Below are 19,926 nucleotides of genomic sequence, written 5' to 3'. Positions count from 1 at the left end.
TGAGCATGATGGGCAGGTCGCCGTTGGTGGTGGGGCTCACCAGCAGGGCCAGCTGGCGCTCCGCCAGATAGGCGGCCATGTGCATGGCCAGCCCGCCGGGCCGACCGGCGGACCCGCGCTGGGCACCGTACCCGTGGGCGCCGACGCGGCCCCGAGCTGGCCCGGCCCCGAGGCCTTCGACGCCCCGGCCCCCGCCCCCGCGTCCGGCCCGGCCGCGCCGCCGCCCGGCCCGCAGCCGCCGCGCCAGACCCGCCCCGCGCCCGCTCCGGCCGGGAAGGCGGGCAAGGCCGGCAAGGCGGGCAAGACCGCCAAGAAGGGCCGCTCCAAGCTGGTCCTGCTCGGCGGCGGCCTCGTCGCCCTCGTCGGCGTGGCCTACGGCGCCGGACTGCTGATGAACCACTCCGACGTCCCCAAGGGCACCACCGTCCTCGGCGTCGACATCAGCGGCAGCCGCGACGACGCCGTCGCCAAGCTCCAGGCGGCCTTCGGCAAGCGCGCCGCCGCCCCGCTCCAGCTCAGCGCCGGCGGCAAGACGGTCGAGCTGAAGCCCGAGAAGGCCGGCCTGACCCTCGACAGCCAGACCACCGTGCGCAATGCCACCGGCAGCGACTACAACCCGGTCACCGTCATCGGCTCCCTGTTCGGGGTCGAGCGGACGGCCACCGCCGTCATGCCGGTCGACGAGGAGAAGCTGCGGGTGTCCCTCCAGGAGCTGGCCGGCGCCGCCGGCTCGGCCTCCGAGGGCACGATCAAGTTCGACACCGGCAAGGCCGTCGCCGTCCCCGGCAAGGCCGGTGAGGGCCTCGACGTCGACGGCTCCGTGGACAAGGTCACCAAGGCCTTCCGCGAGCTCGTCGCCAACGGCAAGGCGCCCACCGTCGTACTCCCCACCGCGGCCAAGGAGCCCACGGTCACCCAGGCCGAACTCGACCGGGCCATGAAGGAGTTCGCGGAGCCGGCCATGTCCGGCAACGCCACGGTCAAGGCGGGCGGCAAGTCCATCGCCTTCGGCGCCAAGTCCCTGCCGAAGATCCTCAGCATGTCCGCCGTGGACGGCCGCCTCGTCGAGAAGTACGACCTGGAGGCCCTGAAGGCCACCTACGGGAACACCTTCGACGGGGTCCTGATCACCCGCGGCACCGGCGCGAAGACCCCCGTCACCCCGCAGGACGTCGCGGGCGCCCTCGGCAGGGCCCTCATCGGCAAGACCGCCGCCGAACGGACCGTCACCATCGACACCAACGCGAACTGACGGACCCGTACGCAGGCCGCACGCACCGTACGAAGCCCCTTCCCGGCTCCCGGGAAGGGGCTTCGCGGTTTCACCGCACCCCGCCCCACCAGGCGTGTCACGCCGCCCGCATGACATCTGTCATGCGGCAGTCACGACGCGCGACACTGCCGCGCCCACCCCCCTGCGGGCGAACCTTGGGCCATGACGACGACGACCGCGGCACACCCCGCCGCCCCGGGACCCGCAGACGGCACCGGCGACACCGCCACCGTGGTGAGCTTCCGGAACGTGACGAAGAGCTACGGCCAGGTCAAGGCCGTCGACGGCCTCTCCCTCGCACTCCATCCGGGCGAGACCGTCGCCCTCCTCGGCCCCAACGGCGCCGGCAAGTCCTCCACCCTCGACCTGCTCCTGGGCCTGCGCCCCGCCGACTCCGGCACCGTCCGCCTCTTCGGCACCACCCCCCGCGAGGCCATCGCCTCCGGCCGGGTCGGCGCCATGCTCCAGAGCGGCGGCCTGATGGAGGACGTGACCGTACGCGAGCTCGTCACCCTCGGCTGCGCCCTCCACCCGCGCCCGTACCCGGTGGACGAGGTGCTCAGCCGCGCCGGCATACAGGAGATCGCCGGCCGGCTCGTCAACAAGCTCTCCGGCGGCCAGGAACAGCGCGTGCGCTTCGCCCTCGCCACCGCCGGCCACAACGACCTGATCGTCCTCGACGAACCGACCACCGGCATGGACGTCACCTCCCGCCAGGCCTTCTGGGCCACCATGCGGGAACAGGCCGCCCAGGGCCGCACGGTCCTGTTCGCCACCCACTACCTGGAAGAGGCCGACGCGATCGCCGACCGGGTCCTGGTCCTCAACAAGGGCCGGCTGCTCGCCGACGGCACCGCCGCCGAGATCAAGGCCAGGGCCGGCGCCCGCAAGATCGCCTTCGACCTCGACGGCCCCGTCGACGAAAAGGTCCTGCGCGCGCTGCCCGGACTGACCGCCTTCGACCTGACCGGCTCGACCGTGCGCCTCCAGTCGCGCGACGCCGACGCCACCGTCCGGGCCGTCTACGCGCTCGGGCTCTACCCCCGCAACCTGGAGGTCGCCGGCCTCGGCCTGGAACAGGCCTTCATCGCCCTCACCGAGGCCGAGGAGGCCACCCGATGACGAACACGGTCAGCACCGGCACCCTGCGCCTGGTCAAGCTGGAGATCTCCCGCGCCCTGCGCAACAAGAAGTACCTGTTCTTCACCGTCCTGTACCCGGCCGCCCTCTTCCTGATGCTCGGCGGCACCCTGGACGGCACCACGAAGGTCATGGGCACCGAACTGGCCATGCCCGCCTTCTACATGGTCGCCATGGCCTCCTTCGGCGCCCTGACCGCCGTCCTGATGGGCAACAGCGAGCGCATCGCCAAGGAACGCGAGAAGGGCTGGGTGCGCCAGCTGCGGCTGACCGCCCTGCCCGGACACGGGTACGTCCTCGCCAAGACCGCCAGCGCGGGCGTCCTGTCCCTGCCGTCCATCCTGGTCGTCTTCGCCGTCGCCGCGGCCGTCAAGGGCGTACGCTTCGACGCCTGGCAGTGGTTCGCCCTCACCGGCGCGATCTGGGCCGGCAGCCTCGTCTTCGCCGCGCTCGGCGTGGCCATCGGCTACCTCGCCAGCGGCGACAACGTCCGCCCGATCACGATGCTCTTCTACTTCGGCCTGTCCATCCTCGGCGGCCTGTGGATGCCCACCGCGAACTTCCCCCAGTGGCTGCGCGACATCTGCGAGTGGCTGCCGACCCACGCCTACGCGGGCCTCGGCCAGGCCATCGAGCTGGGCGGTGCGCCGCACGCGAAGGACGTGGCGATCCTCGCCGTGTACTTCGTACTGTTCACCGGTGCGGCCGCCTGGCTGTACCGCAAGGACTCCCTGAAGGCATGAACCCGTGGCGCTGACGCAGGACCCCGACGGCCTGAGCCGGATCGGCCAGGCACCGGAGAGCACCACCCACAAGGTGGTGAAGAGCCTGTGGATCGGCATCTGGCTCTTCTACCTCAGCGCGCCCGTCACCGACCTCGTGCGCGGCGGACACGGCACGGCCGCCCGGCTGCTCGGCGGCCTGGGCCTGCTGGCCTTCACCGGCTGGTACCTGGTGCTCGTGTTCCGCACCGCCAAGCTGATGCCGGTGGCGCGGGTCCTGGTCTCCCTGGCGGTGCTCGCCACCCAGGCCGCGGTGCTGTCGCTGACCCTGGGCCGCGAGTGGCTGGTGCTCTTCGTGTACGTGTCCATCTCCTCCGGCGCCGCGCTGCCCGGCGAGTACTCCCGCTGGACGGTGCCGGGCGCGACCGCGCTGCTGACGGCGGTGGCGTTCTCGGTGCCGGGCGGCGACGAGTACCTGGCCGGGCTGCTGGTCCCGGCGCTGATGGGCGGCTTCGCGATGGTCGGGGTCCGGGCCATGATCCGCACCACGACGGAGCTGCGCCAGGCCCGGGCCACGGTGGCGCAGCTCGCCGCCAACGAGGAACGCCTGCGGATGGCCCGCGACCTGCACGACCTGCTGGGCCACTCGCTGTCGCTGATCACCCTCAAGAGCGAGCTGGCGGGCCGCATGCTGCCCGGGCAGCCCGAGCGGGCCGCCCAGCAGGTGGCGGACATCGAGCGGGTCAGCCGGCAGGCGCTGGTCGACGTACGGGAGGCCGTGAGCGGCTACCGGCGGCCGACCCTGCCCGGCGAACTCGCCGGCGCCCGTACGGCACTGGCGGCGGCGGGCGTGACGGCGGACCTGCCGGCCGGCTTCGAGGACGGCTCGCTCCCGGAGGAGGCGGAGTCGGCGCTCGCCTGGTCGCTGCGCGAGGCGGTGACGAACGTGGTCCGGCACAGCGGGGCGCGGCGCTGCACGGTCACCCTGACCACCCGCCAGACCCTCGCGGGGGCGGTGGTCGAACTGGCGGTGTCCGACGACGGCACGGGCGGCGCCGCCGTCCCCGGCAACGGCCTGACGGGCCTGACGGAACGCCTGGAGGCCGTCGGCGGCACCCTGTCGGCGGGCCCGGCGGGCCGGGGCGGCACGTCCGGCTTCCGCCTGCTGGCGCGGGTCCCCCTAGGGAGTGTCGTCAAAGTAGCTCCGGCCGCCCGAAGGGCAGGCCCCACCGGCCAGGAGGGACTTCGACGACACGACCTAGGATCCGGGTCATGACCGACGTCAGCGCCGCCCCGATCCGGATCCTCCTGGCCGAGGACCAGTCGATGGTCCGGGAGGCCCTCGCCGCCCTCCTCGGGCTGGAGCCGGACATCGAGGTCCTGGCGCAGGTGGCGCGCGGCGACGAGGTCGTGGCGGCGGCCCGGTCCCACGACGTGAACGTCGCGCTGCTGGACATCGAGATGCCGGGCATGACGGGCATCGAGGCGGCGGCCGCGCTGCGCGCCTCCCTCCCCGACCTCAGGATCGTCATCCTGACCACCTTCGGCCGCCCCGGCTACCTCCGCGGGGCGATGGAGGCGGGCGCCTCGGCCTTCCTGGTCAAGGACGCCCCGGCCGCGCAACTCGCCGATGCGGTACGCCGCGTGCTGGCGGGCGAGCGCGTCATCGACCCCACCCTCGCGGCGGCGGCCCTGGCGGAGGGCGCGAACCCGCTGACCGACCGGGAACGGGAGGTGCTGCGGGCGGCGGAGTTCGGCGCGACGAACGCGGAGCTGGCGGCGCGGCTGTGCCTCTCGCAGGGCACGGTCCGCAACTACCTGTCGACGGCGATCCAGAAGCTGGCGGCCCGCAACCGCGCCGAAGCGGTCCGCACGGCCCGCGAGAAGGGCTGGCTCTAGCCCGCCCCTTTCCACGCACCGCTCGCGCGGTGCGTGGAAAGGGGGTCAGTTCAGCAGGGCGCGCGCCGAGACGGCCTCGGCGCGGATGCGGGACGCGGAGTCCGGGTCGATGGCATCCATGACCTGCGCGTACGCCTCCAGTTCGGTCGCGCCCTCGTGGAACGCGCCCCGTTCCACCAGCAGCCGCGCCCGCTCGTACCGCAGGGCCGCCGGGTGCGACGGCAGCAGCAGCGACAGGTCCAGCGCCCACAGCGCGACCCCCGAGTGCTCCGGCCGGGAGGAGGCCCAGACCCGGATGTTGTTCAGGATCCGCAGCACGATGTCCAGGGTCCGGGCGGGGGACTTCGGGGAGGACGCCAGTTCCGCCGGGCCCGCGCCCAGCGACGCGCCGCCCGCGAAGGGGTCCACCACCACCGACTCCTCAGGGTCCCCGAAGCCCACCACGAAGTGCCCCGGCAGCCCCAGCCCGTACACCGGCGCCCCCGCCCGCCGGGCCACCTCCAGCCACACCACCGAGAGGAGGATCGGCAGGCCCCGCCGGCGCCGCAGCACCTCGTGCAGCAGCGAGGACTCCAGCCGGTCGTAGTCGGCCGGGGTGCCGTGGAAGCCCATCCGGCCCCCGAGCAGCTCCGTCACCGCCGAGGCCCACGCCCGTGCACCCCGCAGCCCGTACGGCAGCATCCCCGCCAGCCGGTCCAGCTCGATCTCGGCCCAGTCCATGGCGCGTTCGTCCAGCTCCGGGTCCCCCTCCGCGGCCAGCAGCAGGCACAGCCGGGCCAGGTCCGGCCGCTCGGAGCGGGCTTCCGCCGCGAACTGCTCCCGCGTCGACGCGCTCACGCCGCCGCCCGGAAGTGGTGGTAGGCGTGGTGCGTGGTGAAGCCCATCCCGTCGTACAGGGCCCGGGCGGCCGGATTGTCCGCCTCCACCTGGAGCCACGCCGCCGACGCGCCCTCCTCCAGCGCCCGCCGGGCCAGGGCCGTCATCACCGCCCTCGCGAGCCCGCGCCGCCGGTGCTCCGGAGCGACCGTCACCGCGGCGAAGCCGGCCCAGCGGCCGTCCACGACGAGCCGCCCGATCGCCCGGCCGCCGCCCAGCGAGGCGAACCACACCGACGGCCCCTCCACCAGCACCCTCCGGGCCGGCTCCGGGTCCCGGACCCTGCCGTAGCGGGCGAGCCACTCCTCGTCCGGCTCGCGGGTGAGCCGTACGGCGTCCACGCCGTCCGCGTCGAGGTCGCCGACCGGGGCCAGGGCCCCGATGCGCACCTGCGCTGAGACCTCGTTCACCCAGCCGCGCCGTTCCAGCTCCGCGCAGAGCAGCTCCTGCGTCCCGGCGGCGCCCGTCGCGGCCTGCACATACGCCGGAAGGCCACGTTCCGCGTACCAGGAGGTCACCCGCTCGAGTGCTTCGCCGACGGGTATCCCGGGGTCGCCGAGGGCGAGTGCCGAGTTGGCCCGCCGGGTGAACCCCGCGGCCGCCCGCAGCGTCCACTCGCCGAGCGGCTCGCTCTCCAGCGGCTGCCAGGCCCGCGCGGTGATCCGCGCCAGCTCCTCGAAGGAGGCCGCGGGACCCCTGCGGCGGGCCGGCGCGGCGGGCACCGTCTTACCCGCCACCAGCGAGGATTCCGCGATGTGGACGGACACGCCGTCCTTGCGTGTGATCGTCAGCACACCCCCGGTCCAGGATGTGAGAACCCCGACCGTGTCCGCGAAGGAAGGGGCTGCGCTCCCGCCCTCCTCGACCCGTCGTACAGAGACTCGTTTACCCACGTCAGCCGGGGTGATACGGATCTCCAGCAGTCCACCGGCAGTGATTTCCACAGCTCTGTCCGCCCCTCCTGTTCGGATCGTGCCCGGGAACGGAGATACTAGGTGCGGGCATCGACGACGCCGCGCTCCCGCGCGAATGGACAGCCCTACCGAGGAGGAACGAGAGCGTGACCTACGTCATCGCGGAGCCTTGTGTCGACGTCAAGGACAAGGCATGCATCGAAGAGTGCCCCGTCGACTGCATCTACGAGGGCCAGCGGTCCTTGTACATCCACCCGGACGAGTGCGTCGACTGCGGCGCGTGTGAGCCGGTCTGCCCGGTCGAGGCCATCTTCTACGAGGACGACACCCCGGAGGAGTGGAAGGACTACTACAAGGCGAACGTCGAGTTCTTCGACGAGCTCGGTTCGCCCGGTGGCGCCTCCAAGCTCGGCCTGATCGAGCGCGACCACCCCTTCGTCGCCGCGCTGCCCGCCGACATCAACGCCGGCGAGCACTGACCGTTCTCGGCAGACGCGCCTCTCGGTCCCGTACGGCCCCGCTGCCGCGCGGGACCGAGCCGTTTCTCCGTACGACACAGCCCCCGCACCTCACAGAGAGCAGAGAGCACCGTGGCCGCAGTTTCCGACCGTCTTCCCGCCTTCCCCTGGGACAAGCTGGAGCCGTACAAGGCCACGGCGGCGGCCCACGCTGACGGCATCGTCGACCTGTCGGTCGGCACCCCCGTGGACCCGGTGCCGGAGCTGATCCGGCGCGCCCTGGTCGGCGCCGCGGACTCCCCGGGCTACCCGACGGTGTGGGGGACGCCCGCGCTGCGCGACGCGATCACCGGATGGCTGCGGGGCCGGCTCGGCGCGAGCGCCGCCGGACACCGCAACGTCCTGCCAGTGGTCGGCTCCAAGGAGCTGGTGGCCTGGCTGCCGACCCAGCTGGGCCTGGGCGCCGGCGACAAGGTGGCCTACCCGCGGCTCGCCTACCCGACGTACGAGGTCGGCGCGCGGCTGTGCGGCGCCGAGCCCGTGGTCTACGACGACCCGACGGAGCTGGACCCGGCGGGCGTGAAGCTGCTGTGGCTCAACTCCCCGTCGAACCCCACCGGGAAGGTCATCCCGAAGGAAGAGCTGGTCCGGATCGTCGCCTGGGCGCGCGAGCACGGGATCCTGGTCTTCAGCGACGAGTGCTACCTGGAGCTGGGCTGGGAGGCCGAGCCCGTCTCCGTCCTGCACGACGACGTGTGCGGGGGCTCGTACGAGGGCCTCGTCGCGGTCCACTCGCTCTCCAAGCGCTCCAACCTGGCCGGCTACCGGGCCGCGTTCATCGCCGGTGACGCGGCCGTGCTCGGCGAGCTGCTGGAGATCCGCAAGCACGGCGGCATGATGACCCCCGCCCCGGTCCAGGCGGCCACGGTGGCGGCGCTCGGCGACGACGCCCACGTCGAGGAGCAGCGCGGCCGCTACGCCGCCCGCCGCGAGGCGCTGCGCACGGCCCTGGAGGCGCACGGCTTCCGGATCGAGCACAGCGAGGCCAGCCTCTACCTGTGGGCGACCCGTGACGAGCCCTGCTGGGACACCGTCGCCCACCTCGCCGAGCTCGGCATCCTGGTGGCGCCGGGCGATTTCTACGGGGAGGCCGGCGCGCGCTTCGTCCGCGTCGCCTTCACCGCCACCGACGAGCGGGTCGCGGCCGCGGTCAAGCGCCTCGGCTGAGCGCGGGGACGCCGGGAACACCCGTAGGGGGTCGGGAGCACGCGCTCCCGACCCCCTCGGCGTTCTCGCGGTGACCGGAGGCCGGTGCCGGTGGTCAGCCGCCCAGCGGCAGGCCGCCGAGGGGCAGCTGGCCCACCGGCAGCTGCTCGGCGACCGGCAGGCCGCCCAGCATCTGGCCCGCGCCGGCCGCGCCGCCCACGACGTCGGAGGCGGGACCGGCGACGGGAGCGGCGGCCGGGAGGGCCTCGGTGGCGGTGTGCGCGGCGTCGGTGGCCGCGCCGGTGTCCGGCGCGGTGAGCGTGTTCAGCTTCGGCAGGGACTCCAGGCCCACGGCGTCGGCCGCGCTGGCGGCGCCTGCCGCACCGACCACGGGAGCGGTACCGGCTGCGAGGAGAAGCGCGGCGCGGGCGATCCGACGGGTCAGGGGGAGGGTCATGATGCTCCTAAGCGGTAGCGGCTGAGTACGCCCGTACAACCGCTCCCGGGGTGGGAGGAGTTGCGGACCCCCCGGGTAAAGGATCGGTAACGCATCGTTTAATCGGCTTCCGTGACAAGAGCACCGGACCCGCTCCCACCTGCGCTTCTGTCCGTACGCGGGCCGTACGGCCCGAAAGCCCGGACACCCCTCCCGGGTGACGGACCGTACGCCTGACCGCCCCCGCCAGGGCCGCCCGGCCGTTCGGCGGGCCGCTCAGTGGGCCGGGCGCGGGCCGCTCAGTGGGCCGTGGCGCGGGCCACGAAGATCCGTACCTCGCCCGGAGCCGCGTCGTGCGGGTCCCCGGCGCCGCCCTTGCGGCCGCCCTCCCCGCCCTTGCCCCGCCACGCGCCGCCGTCCCGGCCGGCGACCCAGGAGGAGCCGTCGTACGAGACGCGGACGATCCCCAGCTCCTTCGACCGGGCCACCGCCCAGTGGGCCATCGCCCGCCCCCGCCGTGCCTCGGCCGGGCCGCCGCCCTCCTTGAGCCGCAGGCCGACCTCCGCCTCGGAGACCGTGCCGGCCGGCTTCGAGCGGCCGGCCGCCGCGCCCGCCCGGCCCGCGCCCAGCGCCTCCCGGGCCTCCTTGCCGAAGGCCCGCGCGAGCTCCGCCCGCACCTTCTCCGGGTCGCCCGGCGCGGGCGCCGGGCCCGAGCAGGCCAACGAGGCCGGGATGCCGTTCTCGCCGAAGGCGGCCGTCAGGACCGCCGCGTCCGGCTCGTGCTTCGCGTACGCCTGCGGGAAGCCGCTGAGCTGCACCTTCTGCGCCGCCACCGTCAGCGGCAGCCGGGTGTAGCCCTTGATCTCCGCGAGCCGGTCGTAGAAGATCCCCGCCGAGTACACCGGGTCCATGATCTGCTGCGGCGTCCCCCAGCCCTGCGAGGGCCGCTGCTGGAAGAGCCCCAGCGAATCCCGGTCCCCGTGGTCGAGGTTGCGCAGCGCCGACTCCTGCATCGCCGTCGCCAGCGCGATGGTCACCGCGCGGTCCGGCAGGCCCTTGGAGATGCCGACCGCCGCTATCGTCGCCGCGTTCGCCGCCTGCTCATGGGTCATCTCGTACGTCTGGACGGTCCCCGCACCCGCGGTGCCCGCCCCGGTGGCCGAAGCCGTGCAGTAGGCGGGACCGCTGTTGGAGGCGCGCTGCACGAGGAAGTACCCGATCACCGCGAGCAGGACGGCCAGGCCCACGGCCTTGCGGAACGGCCGGCGGCGGCGGGGGCGGGGGCGATCGGTCTCGGACACGCGGCCCACCGTACTTGAGGCCGATATACCGTCCACCGGCCGGACGCTCCAGCTTCCCGCCCATCCCGGGGCGTTAGGGTCAGTTCCATGCCCGAATCCGAGCTGGACCTCACCCTGGACGCTGCCGAGCTGACCGCCCGGCTCGTCGACATCCCCTCCGTGAGCGGCGACGAGAAGGTGATCGCCGACCTCGTGGAAGACGCGCTGCGCGCCCTCCCGCACCTGACCGTCGACCGCCTCGGCAACAACGTCGTCGCCCGTACGCACCTCGGCCGCGCCGAGCGCGTCGTCCTCGCCGGCCACCTCGACACCGTGCCGATCGCCGACAACGTCCCGTCCCGCCTGGACGAGAACGACGTCCTGTGGGGCTGCGGCACGACGGACATGAAGTCCGGGGTCGCCGTGCAGCTGAGGATCGCGGCGACCGTCCCCGAGCCGAACCGCGACCTCACCTTCGTCTTCTACGACCAGGAAGAGGTCGCCGCCGACCTCAACGGCCTCGGCAAGGTCGCGGCGGCCCACCCCGACTGGCTGACCGGCGACTTCGCCGTGCTGCTGGAGCCCTCCAACGCCGAGGTCGAGGGCGGCTGCCAGGGCACCCTGCGCGTGCTGCTGCGCACCGAGGGCGAGCGCGCCCACTCCGCGCGCAGCTGGATGGGTTCCAACGCCATCCACTCCGCGAGCCCGATCCTGGCGAAGCTGGCCGCGTACGAGCCCCGCAAGCCGGTCATCGACGGCCTGGAGTACCACGAGGGCCTCAACGCCGTCCGCATCGAGGGCGGCGTCGCCAACAACGTCATCCCGGACGCCTGCACGGTGACCGTGAACTTCCGCTACGCCCCCGACCGCAGCGAGGCCGAGGCGCTGGCCCACGTACGGGAGGTCTTCGCGGACTGCGGCGTCGCCGAGTTCGTGGTCGACGACTCCTCGGGCGGCGCCCTGCCGGGCCTGTCCCACCCGGCGGCGGCGGCCTTCATGGAGGCGGTCGGCGGCCGGCCGATGCCCAAGTTCGGCTGGACGGACGTCTCCCGCTTCAGCGCGCTCGGCGTCCCCGCGGTCAACTACGGCCCGGGCGACGCGCTGCTGGCCCACAAGGTCGACGAGCGCGTCGAGACGAAGGCGATCCTGCACTGCGAGGAACGACTCCGCGCCTGGCTGACCTCGTAAATTCCTCTTCCGGCCACCTTCGTGCGCCTACCCTGATCCAACGATCAGCAGGAGGGAGCACATCATGGGCAACCCCGGCAATCCCGACAGGTCTGCACGTCGTCGGCCCGAGGAACAACAGCTCGGGCCGGTGCTGCGCAGGCGGGGCCAGGTGCAGGCCGGCAGTACGACGGACCAGCGGCTGCTGGACTCGGCCGGACCCTCCGAGTGGGTGCACACCGATCCCTGGCGGGTCCTGCGCATCCAGTCGGAGTTCATCGAGGGCTTCGGCACGCTGGCGGAGCTGCCGCCCGCGATCAGCGTGTTCGGCTCGGCCCGCACGCCGGCGGACTCACCGGAGTACGAAGCCGGCGTGCGGATCGGCAGCGCGCTCGTCGACGCCGGCTTCGCCGTCATCACCGGCGGCGGCCCGGGCGCGATGGAGGCGGCCAACAAGGGCGCCCGCGAGGCGAACGGGATCTCCGTCGGCCTGGGCATCGAGCTCCCCTTCGAGCAGGGGCTCAACCAGCACGTCGACCTCGGGCTGAACTTCCGGTACTTCTTCGTCCGCAAGACGATGTTCGTGAAGTACAGCCAGGGGTTCGTGGTGCTGCCGGGCGGACTGGGCACCCTGGACGAGATGTTCGAGGCGCTGACCCTGGTCCAGACGCAGAAGATCACCAGGTTCCCCATCGTGCTCTTCGGCACGGAGTACTGGGGCGGGCTGATCGACTGGCTGCGCAACACGGTCATCGCCCAGGGCAAGGCCTCGGAGAAGGACCTCTACCTCTTCCACGTCACGGACGACGTCGACGAGGCCATCGCGCTGGTGACCAAGGAAGTCGGCAAGTAGCGGCTCGGTCCGCGCCGCCCGGGCCCCGGGCGGCGCGGCCGTCAGGCGAGTCCGCGGCGGGCGACGGCCGGCGGGCGGTGGCCCTGGATCGAGCGGACCATGTCCAGGACCTGCTTGGTCTCCGCGACCTCGTGGACGCGGTAGACCTGCGCGCCGAGCCACGCCGAGACGGCGGTGGTCGCCAGGGTGCCCAGCAGGCGCTCCTTGACCGGCCTGTCGAGGGTCTCGCCGACGAAGTCCTTGTTGGACAGGGAGACCAGCACCGGCCAACCGGTTTCGGTCATCTCCGCGAGGCGGCGGGTGGCCTCCAGTGAATGCCGGGTGTTCTTCCCGAAGTCGTGGCCCGGATCGATCATGATCGACTCCCGGGGCACGCCGAGGGCCGCGGCCCGCTCCGCGAGCCCGACCGTGACGCGCAGGATGTCCTCCATCACGTCCTCGTACGAGGTCCGGTGCGGCCGCGTGCGCGGCTCGACCCCGCCGGCGTGGGTGCAGACGATCCCCGCACCGTGGCGCGCGGCGACCTCCGCCAGCTGCGGGTCCACCCCGCCCCACGCGTCGTTCAGCAGGTCCGCCCCCGCCTGGCAGACGGCCTCGCCGACCTCGTGCCGCCAGGTGTCGACGCTGATCACCACGTCCGGGTGGCGGCGGCGCACCTCCGCCACGAAGCCGACCGTGCGCCGGACCTCCTCGGCCGCGTCCACGTGCTCGCCCGGGCCCGCCTTGACCCCGCCGATGTCGATGATCGCCGCGCCCTCGGCCACCGCCCGCTCCACCCGGTCGAGGGCGGGCTCGTCGCGGAAGGTCGCGCCCTGGTCGTAGAAGGAGTCCGGGGTGCGGTTGACGATGGCCATGATCACCGGCTCGTGGGTGTCGAACTCGCGCCTGCCCAGTCGCAGCATCCTGCTCTTTCCTCCTTCGGCGACCCTCGCGCCTCGTCTGCGACCTTAACCTGGTGGCCGGAGTCTCTCAGGGGAGTTGATCGTGTTCTGGTTCTTGCTGATCGCGCTGGTCGTGGTCGTGGCCGCGGTCACCCTCGCGGTGATCGGCTCGGGCGCGGAGGCCGTGCTGCCGGAGGCCGAGCCGGACCGGGTGGCCGACGCGCTGCCGGAGAGCCGGCCGGTGGTACGGGCCGACATCGACGCCCTGCGGCTGCCGGTCGCGCCGCGCGGCTACCGGATGGCCGAGGTGGACGACGTACTGGACCGGCTCGCGGCCGAGCTGGCCGAGCGGGACGCGCGGATCGCGGAGCTGACGGCGGCGCGGAACCCGGCCCCGGCGGAGCGGGTCGACCTCACCAAGGACGAGCGGTGAGCGGCGCCGGGCTGCTGGCGGGCCCGGACGGCGGGCTGCGCTGCCCGTGGGGGCTGTCCACGGCGGACTACGTCGTCTACCACGACACCGAGTGGGGCAGGCCCGTCCACGGCGACGACGCGCTGTACGAGCGGCTGTGCCTGGAGGCGTTCCAGTCCGGGCTGTCCTGGCTGACGATCCTGCGCAGGCGCGAGGGGTTCCGCAAGGCCTTCGCGGACTTCGAGATCGCCGCCGTCGCCCGGTTCGGCCCGGCCGACGCCGAGCGGCTGCTGGCCGACGAGGGGATCATCCGCAACCGGGCCAAGATCGAGGCCACCCTCGCCAACGCGAAGGTCCTGGCCGGCTGGCGGCCGGGGGAGCTGGACGAGCTGATCTGGTCCCACGCCCCCGAGGAGCCGGGCCGGGCCCCGAGGAGCACCGCCGACGTGCCGGCGGTGACCCCGGAGTCCACGGCCCTGGCCAAGGCCTTGCGGAAGGCGGGCATCCGCTTCGTCGGGCCGACCACGGCCTACGCCCTGATGCAGGCCTGCGGCCTCGTCAACGACCACCTCGCGGGCTGCGTCTCCCGCGAGGGGTGAGGCGTCAGCGGCCGAGGTACTGCGGCGGCTGCTTCGAGAGGAAGGCCTGGACGGCGATGGCGTGGTCCTCGGAGGCCCCCGCGCGGGTCTGCAGGACGTCCTCGCGCTCCAGGGCGTCGGAGAGGGAGTGGGAGGCCCCGTACGCGAGGGACTCCTTCAGCGCCGCGTAGGCCACCGTCGGGCCCGAGGCGAGGGTACGGGCCACCGCCTCGGCCTCGGCGTGCAGCGAGTCCGAGGGGACCAGGCGGTTCGCGATGCCCAGCTCCCGGGCCTCCTGCGCCTTGACGGAGCGGGGGAACAGCAGCAGGTCGGAGGCGCGCGACGCACCGATCAGGCGGGGCAGGGTCCAGGACACCCCGGAGTCGGCGGTCAGGGCGACCCCCGCGAAGGAGGTGTTGAAGGAGGCCGTGTCGGCGACGACGCGGAAGTCCGCCGCCAGGGCGAAGCCGAAGCCGGCCCCGGCCGCGACGCCGTTGACCCCGGCCACCACCGGCTTGGGCATCTCCGTCAGCGCCCGCACGATGGGGTTGTAGTGCTCGGAGACCGTGCTCATCGTGAGCCGGGATCCGCTCTCGCGGTCCGCCGCCAGGTTCCCGACGTGCTCCCTGAGGTCCTGGCCCACGCAGAAGGCCCGGTTCCCGGCGGCGGTGAGCAGGACCGCCCGTACGGCGGTGTCGGCGGCCGCCGCCCGGACCGCGTCGCGCAGGGCGACCTTGGCCTCGGTGTTCATGGCGTTCATGGCGTCCGGCCGGTTGATGGTGATGGTCGCGAGCCCGTCGCTCACTTCGTAGAGCACGCTGTCGGCCATGGCGGGGGTCCCCCTTCGTCGCGGGCTTGGCTACCGGCCGGTACCGGCCGGTGCAAGGGCCAGCATGGCGGACGGGACCGGGGGCGGTCATGTGATGTGCGTCCTACAAAGCGGAGCCCTTCCCCCGGGGGCAGCGGCGAAGTATCGCAGGCGGATCCCCGAAATGAGTGGTTTTGGCCGAGCGCGTTGCGCAAGCGTTCCCCGCTGATGTTGGTCATCGGGTCCTGACATGCGGGATAATGGCTGGGAAGCAATGTGTTCGATGCCGGGTACTAGGCGCCTGAACGGGGCCGTCGGCTGACGATGAGCTGGTTTCAGGAAGGGGAACGAGCATGGCGGCCATGAAGCCGCGGACGGGCGACGGCCCGCTCGAGGTCACCAAGGAGGGGCGAGGCATCGTCATGCGCGTACCGCTCGAGGGCGGCGGTCGGCTTGTCGTCGAGCTGACGCCGGACGAGGCGGACGCCCTGGGTGACGCCCTGAAGAAGGTCGTCGGCTGAGCCTCGGCCCCACCAGATCTTCACCCCGCCCCCGCCGCCACCGCGGCGGGGGCGGCGTTGTTTCGCGCCTGCCCCGGCCCCGGCGGCCATCCGGCTCCGGTACGGCCCGGGCCGCGGTTTTTGCGCGCCGGGGCTAGCGCCGCACCGCGCACAGCAGCCCGTCGCCCACCGGGAGGAGGGCGGACTCCAGGGCCGGGCTCTCGCGGACGCTGCGCAGCAGTTCGCGGACCCGCAGGACCTCCGCCTGCTGGGCGGTGGAGTCGACGGTGCGGCCGTCCGTGAAGACCCCCTCGAAGCACACCAGCCCGCCGGGTCGCAGCAGCCGCAACGATTCGGCGAGGTAGTCCAGCGACTCGGTCGGGTCGCCGTCGCAGAAGACCAGGTCGTATCCGCCGTCCGCGAGCCGCGGGAGCACGTCCAGCGCCCGGCCGGGGATGAAGCGCGCCCGGTTGCCCGCGAAGCCGGCCGCGCGGAAGGCCTGGCGGGCGAAGGCCTGCCGGTCCGGCTCGGGGTCCACGGTGGTCAGTACCCCGTCCGGCCGCATCCCGTGCAGCAGGTGGATCCCCGAGACGCCGGTCCCGGTGCCGATCTCGGCGACGGCCTTGGCGTCCGCGGTGGCGGCGAGCAGGCGCAGCGCGGCCCCGGTGCCGGGGGACACGGACCGCAGGCCCGCTTCCCTGGACCGGTCTCGGGCCCATCGCAGAGCGTCGTCCTCGGCGACAAACGCGTCGGCGAACGCCCAGCTCGTCTGCCGGTTGCCGCTAATGACCCTCTCCTGTCCCCATAGTTGGCGCAACGGTGACTGTATCCGCTGACGTCGGGAACCCGCAGATGGGACCGGGCGTTGGGAGGGTGAGAGGCGGGATAGAGGGGACGGCTGCGGGCAGATCGGCGGTCCGGACCCCCAGGCCCGTGCAAAGTTACTGCAAAAAAGCTTATCCAGAGCTGACGGGAGGGGTGGCTATGGTAGGGACTCCGCTGGACACCACCAGAGCCGACAGGGGAGGTGCGGCTGCGCCTGTGGATCGTGGCGGCGTCCTCAGACGTCTCTTCTGGTCGGCGGGTGAGCCGAAATCCGTGACCTACACCGCTGACCGTTTCCACACCGCCCACAACGCCCACACCGCGACCACCGCGACCACCGCGACCTTTGCCGCCGATGCGGGCTCCCCGGCGTGGACCCCTCCCACCTGGGAGGAGATCGTCAGCACGCACAGCGCGCGGGTGTACCGCCTCGCCTACCGCCTGACGGGCAACCAGCACGACGCGGAGGACCTGACCCAGGAGGTCTTCGTCCGCGTCTTCCGCTCGCTGTCCACGTACACGCCGGGCACCTTCGAGGGCTGGCTGCACCGCATCACCACCAACCTGTTCCTGGACATGGTGCGCCGCAAGCAGCGCATCCGCTTCGACGCGCTCGGCGACGACGCCGCCGAGCGGCTGCCGAGCCGTGAACCGTCCCCCCAGCAGGTCCTGCACGACACGCACTTCGACGCCGACGTGCAGCAGGCGCTGGACACCCTCGCGCCCGAGTTCCGTGCGGCCGTGGTGCTCTGCGACATCGAGGGCCTGTCGTACGAGGAGATCGCCGCGACCCTCGGCGTGAAGCTCGGCACCGTCCGCAGCCGGATCCACCGGGGCCGCTCGCACCTGCGCAAGGCGCTCAAGCACCGCTCTCCCGCGGCCCGCGCCGAGCAGCGCGCGCTCGCGGGCGTGGCGGTGGGTGCGCCGGGCACCGGGGGAGAGGGCGGCCCCGAGTGAGCGGAGCCAGTCCTTCCCCCGCGGAGCAGCACCTGGGCGACCGGCTCGCCGCCCTGGTGGACGGGGAACTGAAGCACGACGCGCGCGAGCGGGTGCTGGCGCACCTGGCGACCTGCCCCAAGTGCAAGGCCGAGGCCGATGCGCAGCGCCGGCTGAAGACGATGTTCGTGGAGAGCGCCCCGCCGCCGCTGTCCGCCGGGCTGCTGGCCCGGCTCCAGGGGCTGCCGGGGGCGGGTCCCGAGGGACCTGCCGGGCCGGGCGGCGGACCGGGGGCTCCGCTCGCGCCCCCGGCTCCGGGCGCCGACCCCTTCTCCTCGTTCCGGTACGCGCCCGCGGCCGCCCCGAGCGAGGGTTTCCGTATCCATGAGGTGGGCCGTCCCAGACGCCGGTTCGCCTTCGTGGCGGCGGGAGCCGTGTCGCTGGCCGCGATCGCGCTCGGCGGCTCGCTGCCGCTGGACGGGATCGAGCCGAACGCGCGAGGCGATGCGCCGGCCACCCGGCCCGGATCCGCCGTGCCGCTGACCGACGCCTTCGTCCGCGACCGGGAGCCGACCCCGGGCGTGCCGGCCGGCCCGGTCCCGGTGGGGCAGCTGCCGACGGCCGCCTCCTCGGCCCCGGCGACGGCGCAGCCGGTCTCGCTCTCCCGCTGACCCGGGCCCCGAGGGGCCCGGGCACCTGGTTGAATCTGCGGCACACGCGCCGCCCCGCGGTGCGCCAGGCCCAGCGGGGGAGCGCCCATGTCCGACAGTCAGCACAACGGTCCGGCTCCGCGGTGGTGGAGCCGGCCCGCCGGCACCCCGGAGGCGGCGGCCGCGGAGCCCGGAGAGGTCCCCGCGGCCCCCGCCCTCGACTCCGGCTCCGCCTCCGCGACGCCCCAGGCCGGCCCGCGCTACGACCCCTGGTCCGCCGCCCCGCTCCAGGTCGTGGACCACGGCAGGGCGCGCGGAGGCCCGGCCCTGTGGCAGCTGGCGGTCCTCGGCGCCGTGATCGCCCTCCTCGCGGGCTGCGCCGGCGGCTACCTCGGCATCCTCGCCGAGCGGCGCACCGGCACCCGCCTGGAGCTCCCGCAGGCCGCCGCCGACGACAAGGGCCGGGCCCCCGACAGCGTGGCCGGCATCGCGGCGACCGCACTGCCCGGCGTGGTCACCCTGCACGTCAGCGGGGGCGGCGGCAGCGGCACCGGAACAGGCTTCGTCCTGGACGGGCAGGGCCACATCCTGACGAACAACCACGTCGTCGCCGACGCCCGGGACATAACGGTCACCTTTAGCACCGGCGAGAGCGTCTCCGCCGAGCTGGTCGGCCGCGACGGCGGCTACGACCTGGCCGTGGTGAAGGTCAACGGCGTCCGCGGCCTGCGCCCGCTGGCGCTCGGCAACTCCGAGAACGTCCGGGTCGGCGACCCGGTGGTGGCCATCGGCGCCCCCTTCGACCTCTCCAACACCGTCACCTCGGGCATCATCAGCGCCACCGGCCGCCCCATCACCGCCGGCGGCGAGAAGCGCGACGGCAGCGACATCAGCTACGTCGACGCCCTCCAGACCGACGCCCCCATCAACCCCGGCAACTCCGGCGGCCCGCTCCTCGACGCCCACGCCCACGTGATCGGCATCAACAGCGCCATCCGCGGAGCAGACAAGGGCGAGGACGGCGACGACCCCACCCGCCAGAGCGGCAGCATCGGCCTCGGCTTCGCCATCCCCGTCAACCAGGGCAAGCGCGTCGCCGAGGAACTCATCCGCACCGGCCGCGCCACCCACCCCGTCATCGGCGTCACCCTGGACATGGAGTACAACGGCGACGGAGCCAGGGTCGACGCCAAGGGCGAGGGCGGCAAGCCCTCCGTGGTGGCCGACGGGCCCGGCGCCCACGCCGGGATCAGGCCGGGCGACGTGATCACGAAGGTGGACGGCGTACGCGTGCACGGGGGCGACGAGCTGATCATCAAGATCAGGGCCCACCGGCCCGGCGACCGCCTCGGCCTGACCGTGCTGCGCGACGGCAAGGAGCGCACGCTGGACGTCGTCCTCGGCTCGGCGAGCGGCTCCTGAGACGGGCCGTCCCCACACGAATACCGGATGACGCCCGGGTGAATCCGTGAACGGTCCCGCACCGGCGTAGGGGCGGGCAAGGAACGCCGGGTACCGTTGACCGGGCCGGAAGTGGAGAGAGCCGAGGAGCGGCAAGGTGTTCAACGACATAGGCGCACTCGAGCTGGTCACGATCGTGGTGCTCGCCATCCTCGTCTTCGGCCCGGACAAGCTGCCGAAGGTGATCCAGGACGTCTCGGGCTTCATCCGCAAGATCCGTGCGTTCTCGGACAGCGCCAAGCAGGACATCCGCTCGGAACTGGGCCCCGAGTTCAAGGACTTCGAGTTCGAGGACCTGAACCCGAAGACCTTCATCCGCAAGCAGCTGACCGAGAACGAGGACCTCCAGGAGCTGCGCACCAGCTTCGACCTCCGCAAGGAGCTGAACGAGGTCACCGACGCGGTCAACAGCCGGGAGGGCGGACCGGCCCCGGCCTCCGCCACGCCGTCCGCCACGCCCGCCGGCGGGACCGGTCCGGACCTGCTGAAGAAGCCCGCCGCACCGGCCCAGGAGGCGCGTACGCCCTTCGACGCCGACGCCACCTGAGCCGCAGCCTGCCCCTCGATCCCGGGCCGGATGGCTATCCTCCATCTGTCCGGACCCAGGCCGCCCGCGGAGGGGTCCCCCAGCGCAGCGCGGGGGAGGGCCGT

Annotated in this window: 21 protein-coding genes and 2 pseudogenes; 16 read left to right on the top strand and 7 right to left on the bottom strand. The window is 73.4% G+C overall.

What is annotated here, in order from left to right:
• From AB0D45_RS22325 to AB0D45_RS22305, 5 genes are all read left to right on the top strand, one after another.
• The coding region (locus AB0D45_RS22325) for a hypothetical protein (RefSeq protein WP_362461693.1) at positions 1 to 1,252 on the top strand (1,252 nt) is incomplete at its 5' end.
• Between the two features lie 183 nt (positions 1,253 to 1,435).
• Entirely contained in the window at positions 1,436 to 2,395 is a 960-nt protein-coding gene (locus tag AB0D45_RS22320) for an ABC transporter ATP-binding protein (RefSeq protein WP_362461691.1), read from the top strand.
• A complete protein-coding gene (locus AB0D45_RS22315; RefSeq protein WP_361610760.1) occupies positions 2,392 to 3,156 on the top strand; it encodes an ABC transporter permease in 765 nt (254 codons plus the stop codon). Before AB0D45_RS22320 ends, AB0D45_RS22315 begins: the two co-directional genes overlap by 4 nt.
• A 4-nt stretch (positions 3,157 to 3,160) precedes the next feature.
• Positions 3,161 to 4,411 carry a sensor histidine kinase gene (locus tag AB0D45_RS22310; RefSeq protein WP_362461688.1) on the top strand — a complete coding sequence of 417 codons (1,251 nt, stop codon included), beginning with the start codon at positions 3,161 to 3,163 and terminating at the stop codon, positions 4,409 to 4,411.
• The gene (locus AB0D45_RS22305; RefSeq protein WP_361610756.1) at positions 4,408 to 5,034 is read left to right on the top strand and encodes a response regulator transcription factor; all 627 of its coding nucleotides are present in this window, start codon (positions 4,408 to 4,410) and stop codon (positions 5,032 to 5,034) included. The genes AB0D45_RS22310 and AB0D45_RS22305 overlap by 4 nt, the downstream gene beginning before the upstream one ends.
• Before the next feature lie 45 nt (positions 5,035 to 5,079).
• Here the strand turns inward: AB0D45_RS22305 and AB0D45_RS22300 are convergent, their stop codons facing one another.
• Together AB0D45_RS22300 and AB0D45_RS22295 are read right to left on the bottom strand one after the other, a co-directional pair.
• Entirely contained in the window at positions 5,080 to 5,871 is a 792-nt protein-coding gene (locus tag AB0D45_RS22300; RefSeq protein WP_362461685.1) for a transglutaminase-like domain-containing protein, read from the bottom strand.
• Positions 5,868 to 6,854 (bottom strand): GNAT family N-acetyltransferase, encoded by a 987-nt coding sequence (locus AB0D45_RS22295; RefSeq protein WP_362461682.1) that lies wholly within the window; start codon positions 6,852 to 6,854, stop codon positions 5,868 to 5,870. Before AB0D45_RS22295 ends, AB0D45_RS22300 begins: the two co-directional genes overlap by 4 nt.
• Before the next feature lie 116 nt (positions 6,855 to 6,970).
• On the opposite strand from AB0D45_RS22295, the gene fdxA reads away from it, so the two are divergent.
• Both fdxA and dapC read left to right on the top strand, forming a co-directional pair.
• On the top strand, positions 6,971 to 7,303 hold the full coding sequence (fdxA, locus tag AB0D45_RS22290) for a ferredoxin (protein WP_007266339.1): 333 nt from the start codon (positions 6,971 to 6,973) through the stop codon (positions 7,301 to 7,303).
• A 111-nt stretch (positions 7,304 to 7,414) separates the two neighbouring features.
• Positions 7,415 to 8,509 (top strand): succinyldiaminopimelate transaminase, encoded by a 1,095-nt coding sequence (gene dapC / locus AB0D45_RS22285; protein ID WP_361603220.1) that lies wholly within the window; start codon positions 7,415 to 7,417, stop codon positions 8,507 to 8,509.
• 94 nt (positions 8,510 to 8,603) lie between these two features.
• Here the strand turns inward: dapC and AB0D45_RS22280 are convergent, their stop codons facing one another.
• Together AB0D45_RS22280 and AB0D45_RS22275 are read right to left on the bottom strand one after the other, a co-directional pair.
• Positions 8,604 to 8,945, bottom strand: a complete 342-nt coding sequence (locus AB0D45_RS22280; RefSeq protein WP_361603217.1) for an ATP-binding protein — start codon at positions 8,943 to 8,945, stop codon at positions 8,604 to 8,606.
• 278 nt (positions 8,946 to 9,223) lie between these two features.
• Positions 9,224 to 10,225 (bottom strand): hypothetical protein, encoded by a 1,002-nt coding sequence (locus AB0D45_RS22275; RefSeq protein WP_362461678.1) that lies wholly within the window; start codon positions 10,223 to 10,225, stop codon positions 9,224 to 9,226.
• Between the two features lie 87 nt (positions 10,226 to 10,312).
• Here AB0D45_RS22275 and dapE point away from each other — a divergent pair, with 87 nt between their 5' ends.
• On the top strand, positions 10,313 to 11,392 hold the full coding sequence (gene dapE, locus AB0D45_RS22270) for a succinyl-diaminopimelate desuccinylase (protein WP_362461675.1): 1,080 nt from the start codon (positions 10,313 to 10,315) through the stop codon (positions 11,390 to 11,392).
• Positions 11,393 to 11,456: 64 nt separating this feature from the next.
• Positions 11,457 to 12,224: a TIGR00730 family Rossman fold protein gene (locus AB0D45_RS22265; RefSeq protein ID WP_362461672.1), complete on the top strand. Its 768-nt coding sequence runs from the start codon at positions 11,457 to 11,459 to the stop codon at positions 12,222 to 12,224.
• A gap of 41 nt (positions 12,225 to 12,265) precedes the next feature.
• On the opposite strand, the gene folP is transcribed toward AB0D45_RS22265, so the two are convergent.
• Positions 12,266 to 13,126, bottom strand: a complete 861-nt coding sequence (gene folP, locus AB0D45_RS22260) for a dihydropteroate synthase (RefSeq protein WP_361603205.1) — start codon at positions 13,124 to 13,126, stop codon at positions 12,266 to 12,268.
• A gap of 76 nt (positions 13,127 to 13,202) precedes the next feature.
• On the opposite strand from folP, the pseudogene AB0D45_RS22255 reads away from it, so the two are divergent.
• Both AB0D45_RS22255 and AB0D45_RS22250 read left to right on the top strand, forming a co-directional pair.
• Positions 13,203 to 13,487: pseudogene (locus AB0D45_RS22255) on the top strand (DivIVA domain-containing protein); the annotation flags it as partial.
• Between the two features lie 47 nt (positions 13,488 to 13,534).
• The gene (locus tag AB0D45_RS22250; protein ID WP_361603199.1) at positions 13,535 to 14,116 is read left to right on the top strand and encodes a DNA-3-methyladenine glycosylase I; all 582 of its coding nucleotides are present in this window, start codon (positions 13,535 to 13,537) and stop codon (positions 14,114 to 14,116) included.
• 4 nt (positions 14,117 to 14,120) lie between these two features.
• On the opposite strand, the gene AB0D45_RS22245 is transcribed toward AB0D45_RS22250, so the two are convergent.
• A complete protein-coding gene (locus tag AB0D45_RS22245; protein ID WP_362461668.1) occupies positions 14,121 to 14,924 on the bottom strand; it encodes an enoyl-CoA hydratase-related protein in 804 nt (267 codons plus the stop codon).
• A gap of 332 nt (positions 14,925 to 15,256) precedes the next feature.
• Between AB0D45_RS22245 and AB0D45_RS22240 the strand changes: the two genes are divergently transcribed.
• Complete coding sequence (locus AB0D45_RS22240) at positions 15,257 to 15,424, top strand: DUF3117 domain-containing protein (RefSeq protein WP_003966491.1); 168 nt, start codon at positions 15,257 to 15,259, stop codon at positions 15,422 to 15,424.
• 133 nt (positions 15,425 to 15,557) lie between these two features.
• On the opposite strand, the gene AB0D45_RS22235 is transcribed toward AB0D45_RS22240, so the two are convergent.
• Positions 15,558 to 16,220: a class I SAM-dependent methyltransferase gene (locus AB0D45_RS22235; protein WP_361603193.1), complete on the bottom strand. Its 663-nt coding sequence runs from the start codon at positions 16,218 to 16,220 to the stop codon at positions 15,558 to 15,560.
• 167 nt (positions 16,221 to 16,387) lie between these two features.
• Here AB0D45_RS22235 and sigE point away from each other — a divergent pair, with 167 nt between their 5' ends.
• The 4 genes and pseudogenes from sigE to AB0D45_RS22215 all read left to right on the top strand — a co-directional run bounded on the left by sigE (position 16,388) and on the right by AB0D45_RS22215 (position 19,822).
• Positions 16,388 to 17,185: an RNA polymerase sigma factor SigE gene (gene sigE, locus AB0D45_RS22230; RefSeq protein ID WP_361603190.1), complete on the top strand. Its 798-nt coding sequence runs from the start codon at positions 16,388 to 16,390 to the stop codon at positions 17,183 to 17,185.
• A pseudogene (locus AB0D45_RS22225) lies at positions 17,182 to 17,643 on the top strand (zf-HC2 domain-containing protein); the annotation flags it as partial. The gene sigE and the pseudogene AB0D45_RS22225, both read left to right, overlap by 4 nt.
• Before the next feature lie 279 nt (positions 17,644 to 17,922).
• The gene (locus AB0D45_RS22220) at positions 17,923 to 19,236 is read left to right on the top strand and encodes a trypsin-like peptidase domain-containing protein (protein WP_362461665.1); all 1,314 of its coding nucleotides are present in this window, start codon (positions 17,923 to 17,925) and stop codon (positions 19,234 to 19,236) included.
• A 136-nt stretch (positions 19,237 to 19,372) separates the two neighbouring features.
• Positions 19,373 to 19,822, top strand: a complete 450-nt coding sequence (locus tag AB0D45_RS22215; RefSeq protein WP_362461664.1) for a sec-independent translocase — start codon at positions 19,373 to 19,375, stop codon at positions 19,820 to 19,822.
• Positions 19,823 to 19,926: the final 104 nt, after the last annotated feature.

Source organism: Streptomyces sp. NPDC048352 (assembly GCF_040651895.1).
In the GTDB taxonomy this organism is placed as follows: domain Bacteria; phylum Actinomycetota; class Actinomycetes; order Streptomycetales; family Streptomycetaceae; genus Streptomyces.
Note: the sequence above shows the minus strand (reverse complement) of the source record. Positions and strands in the feature narration are given on the sequence as shown.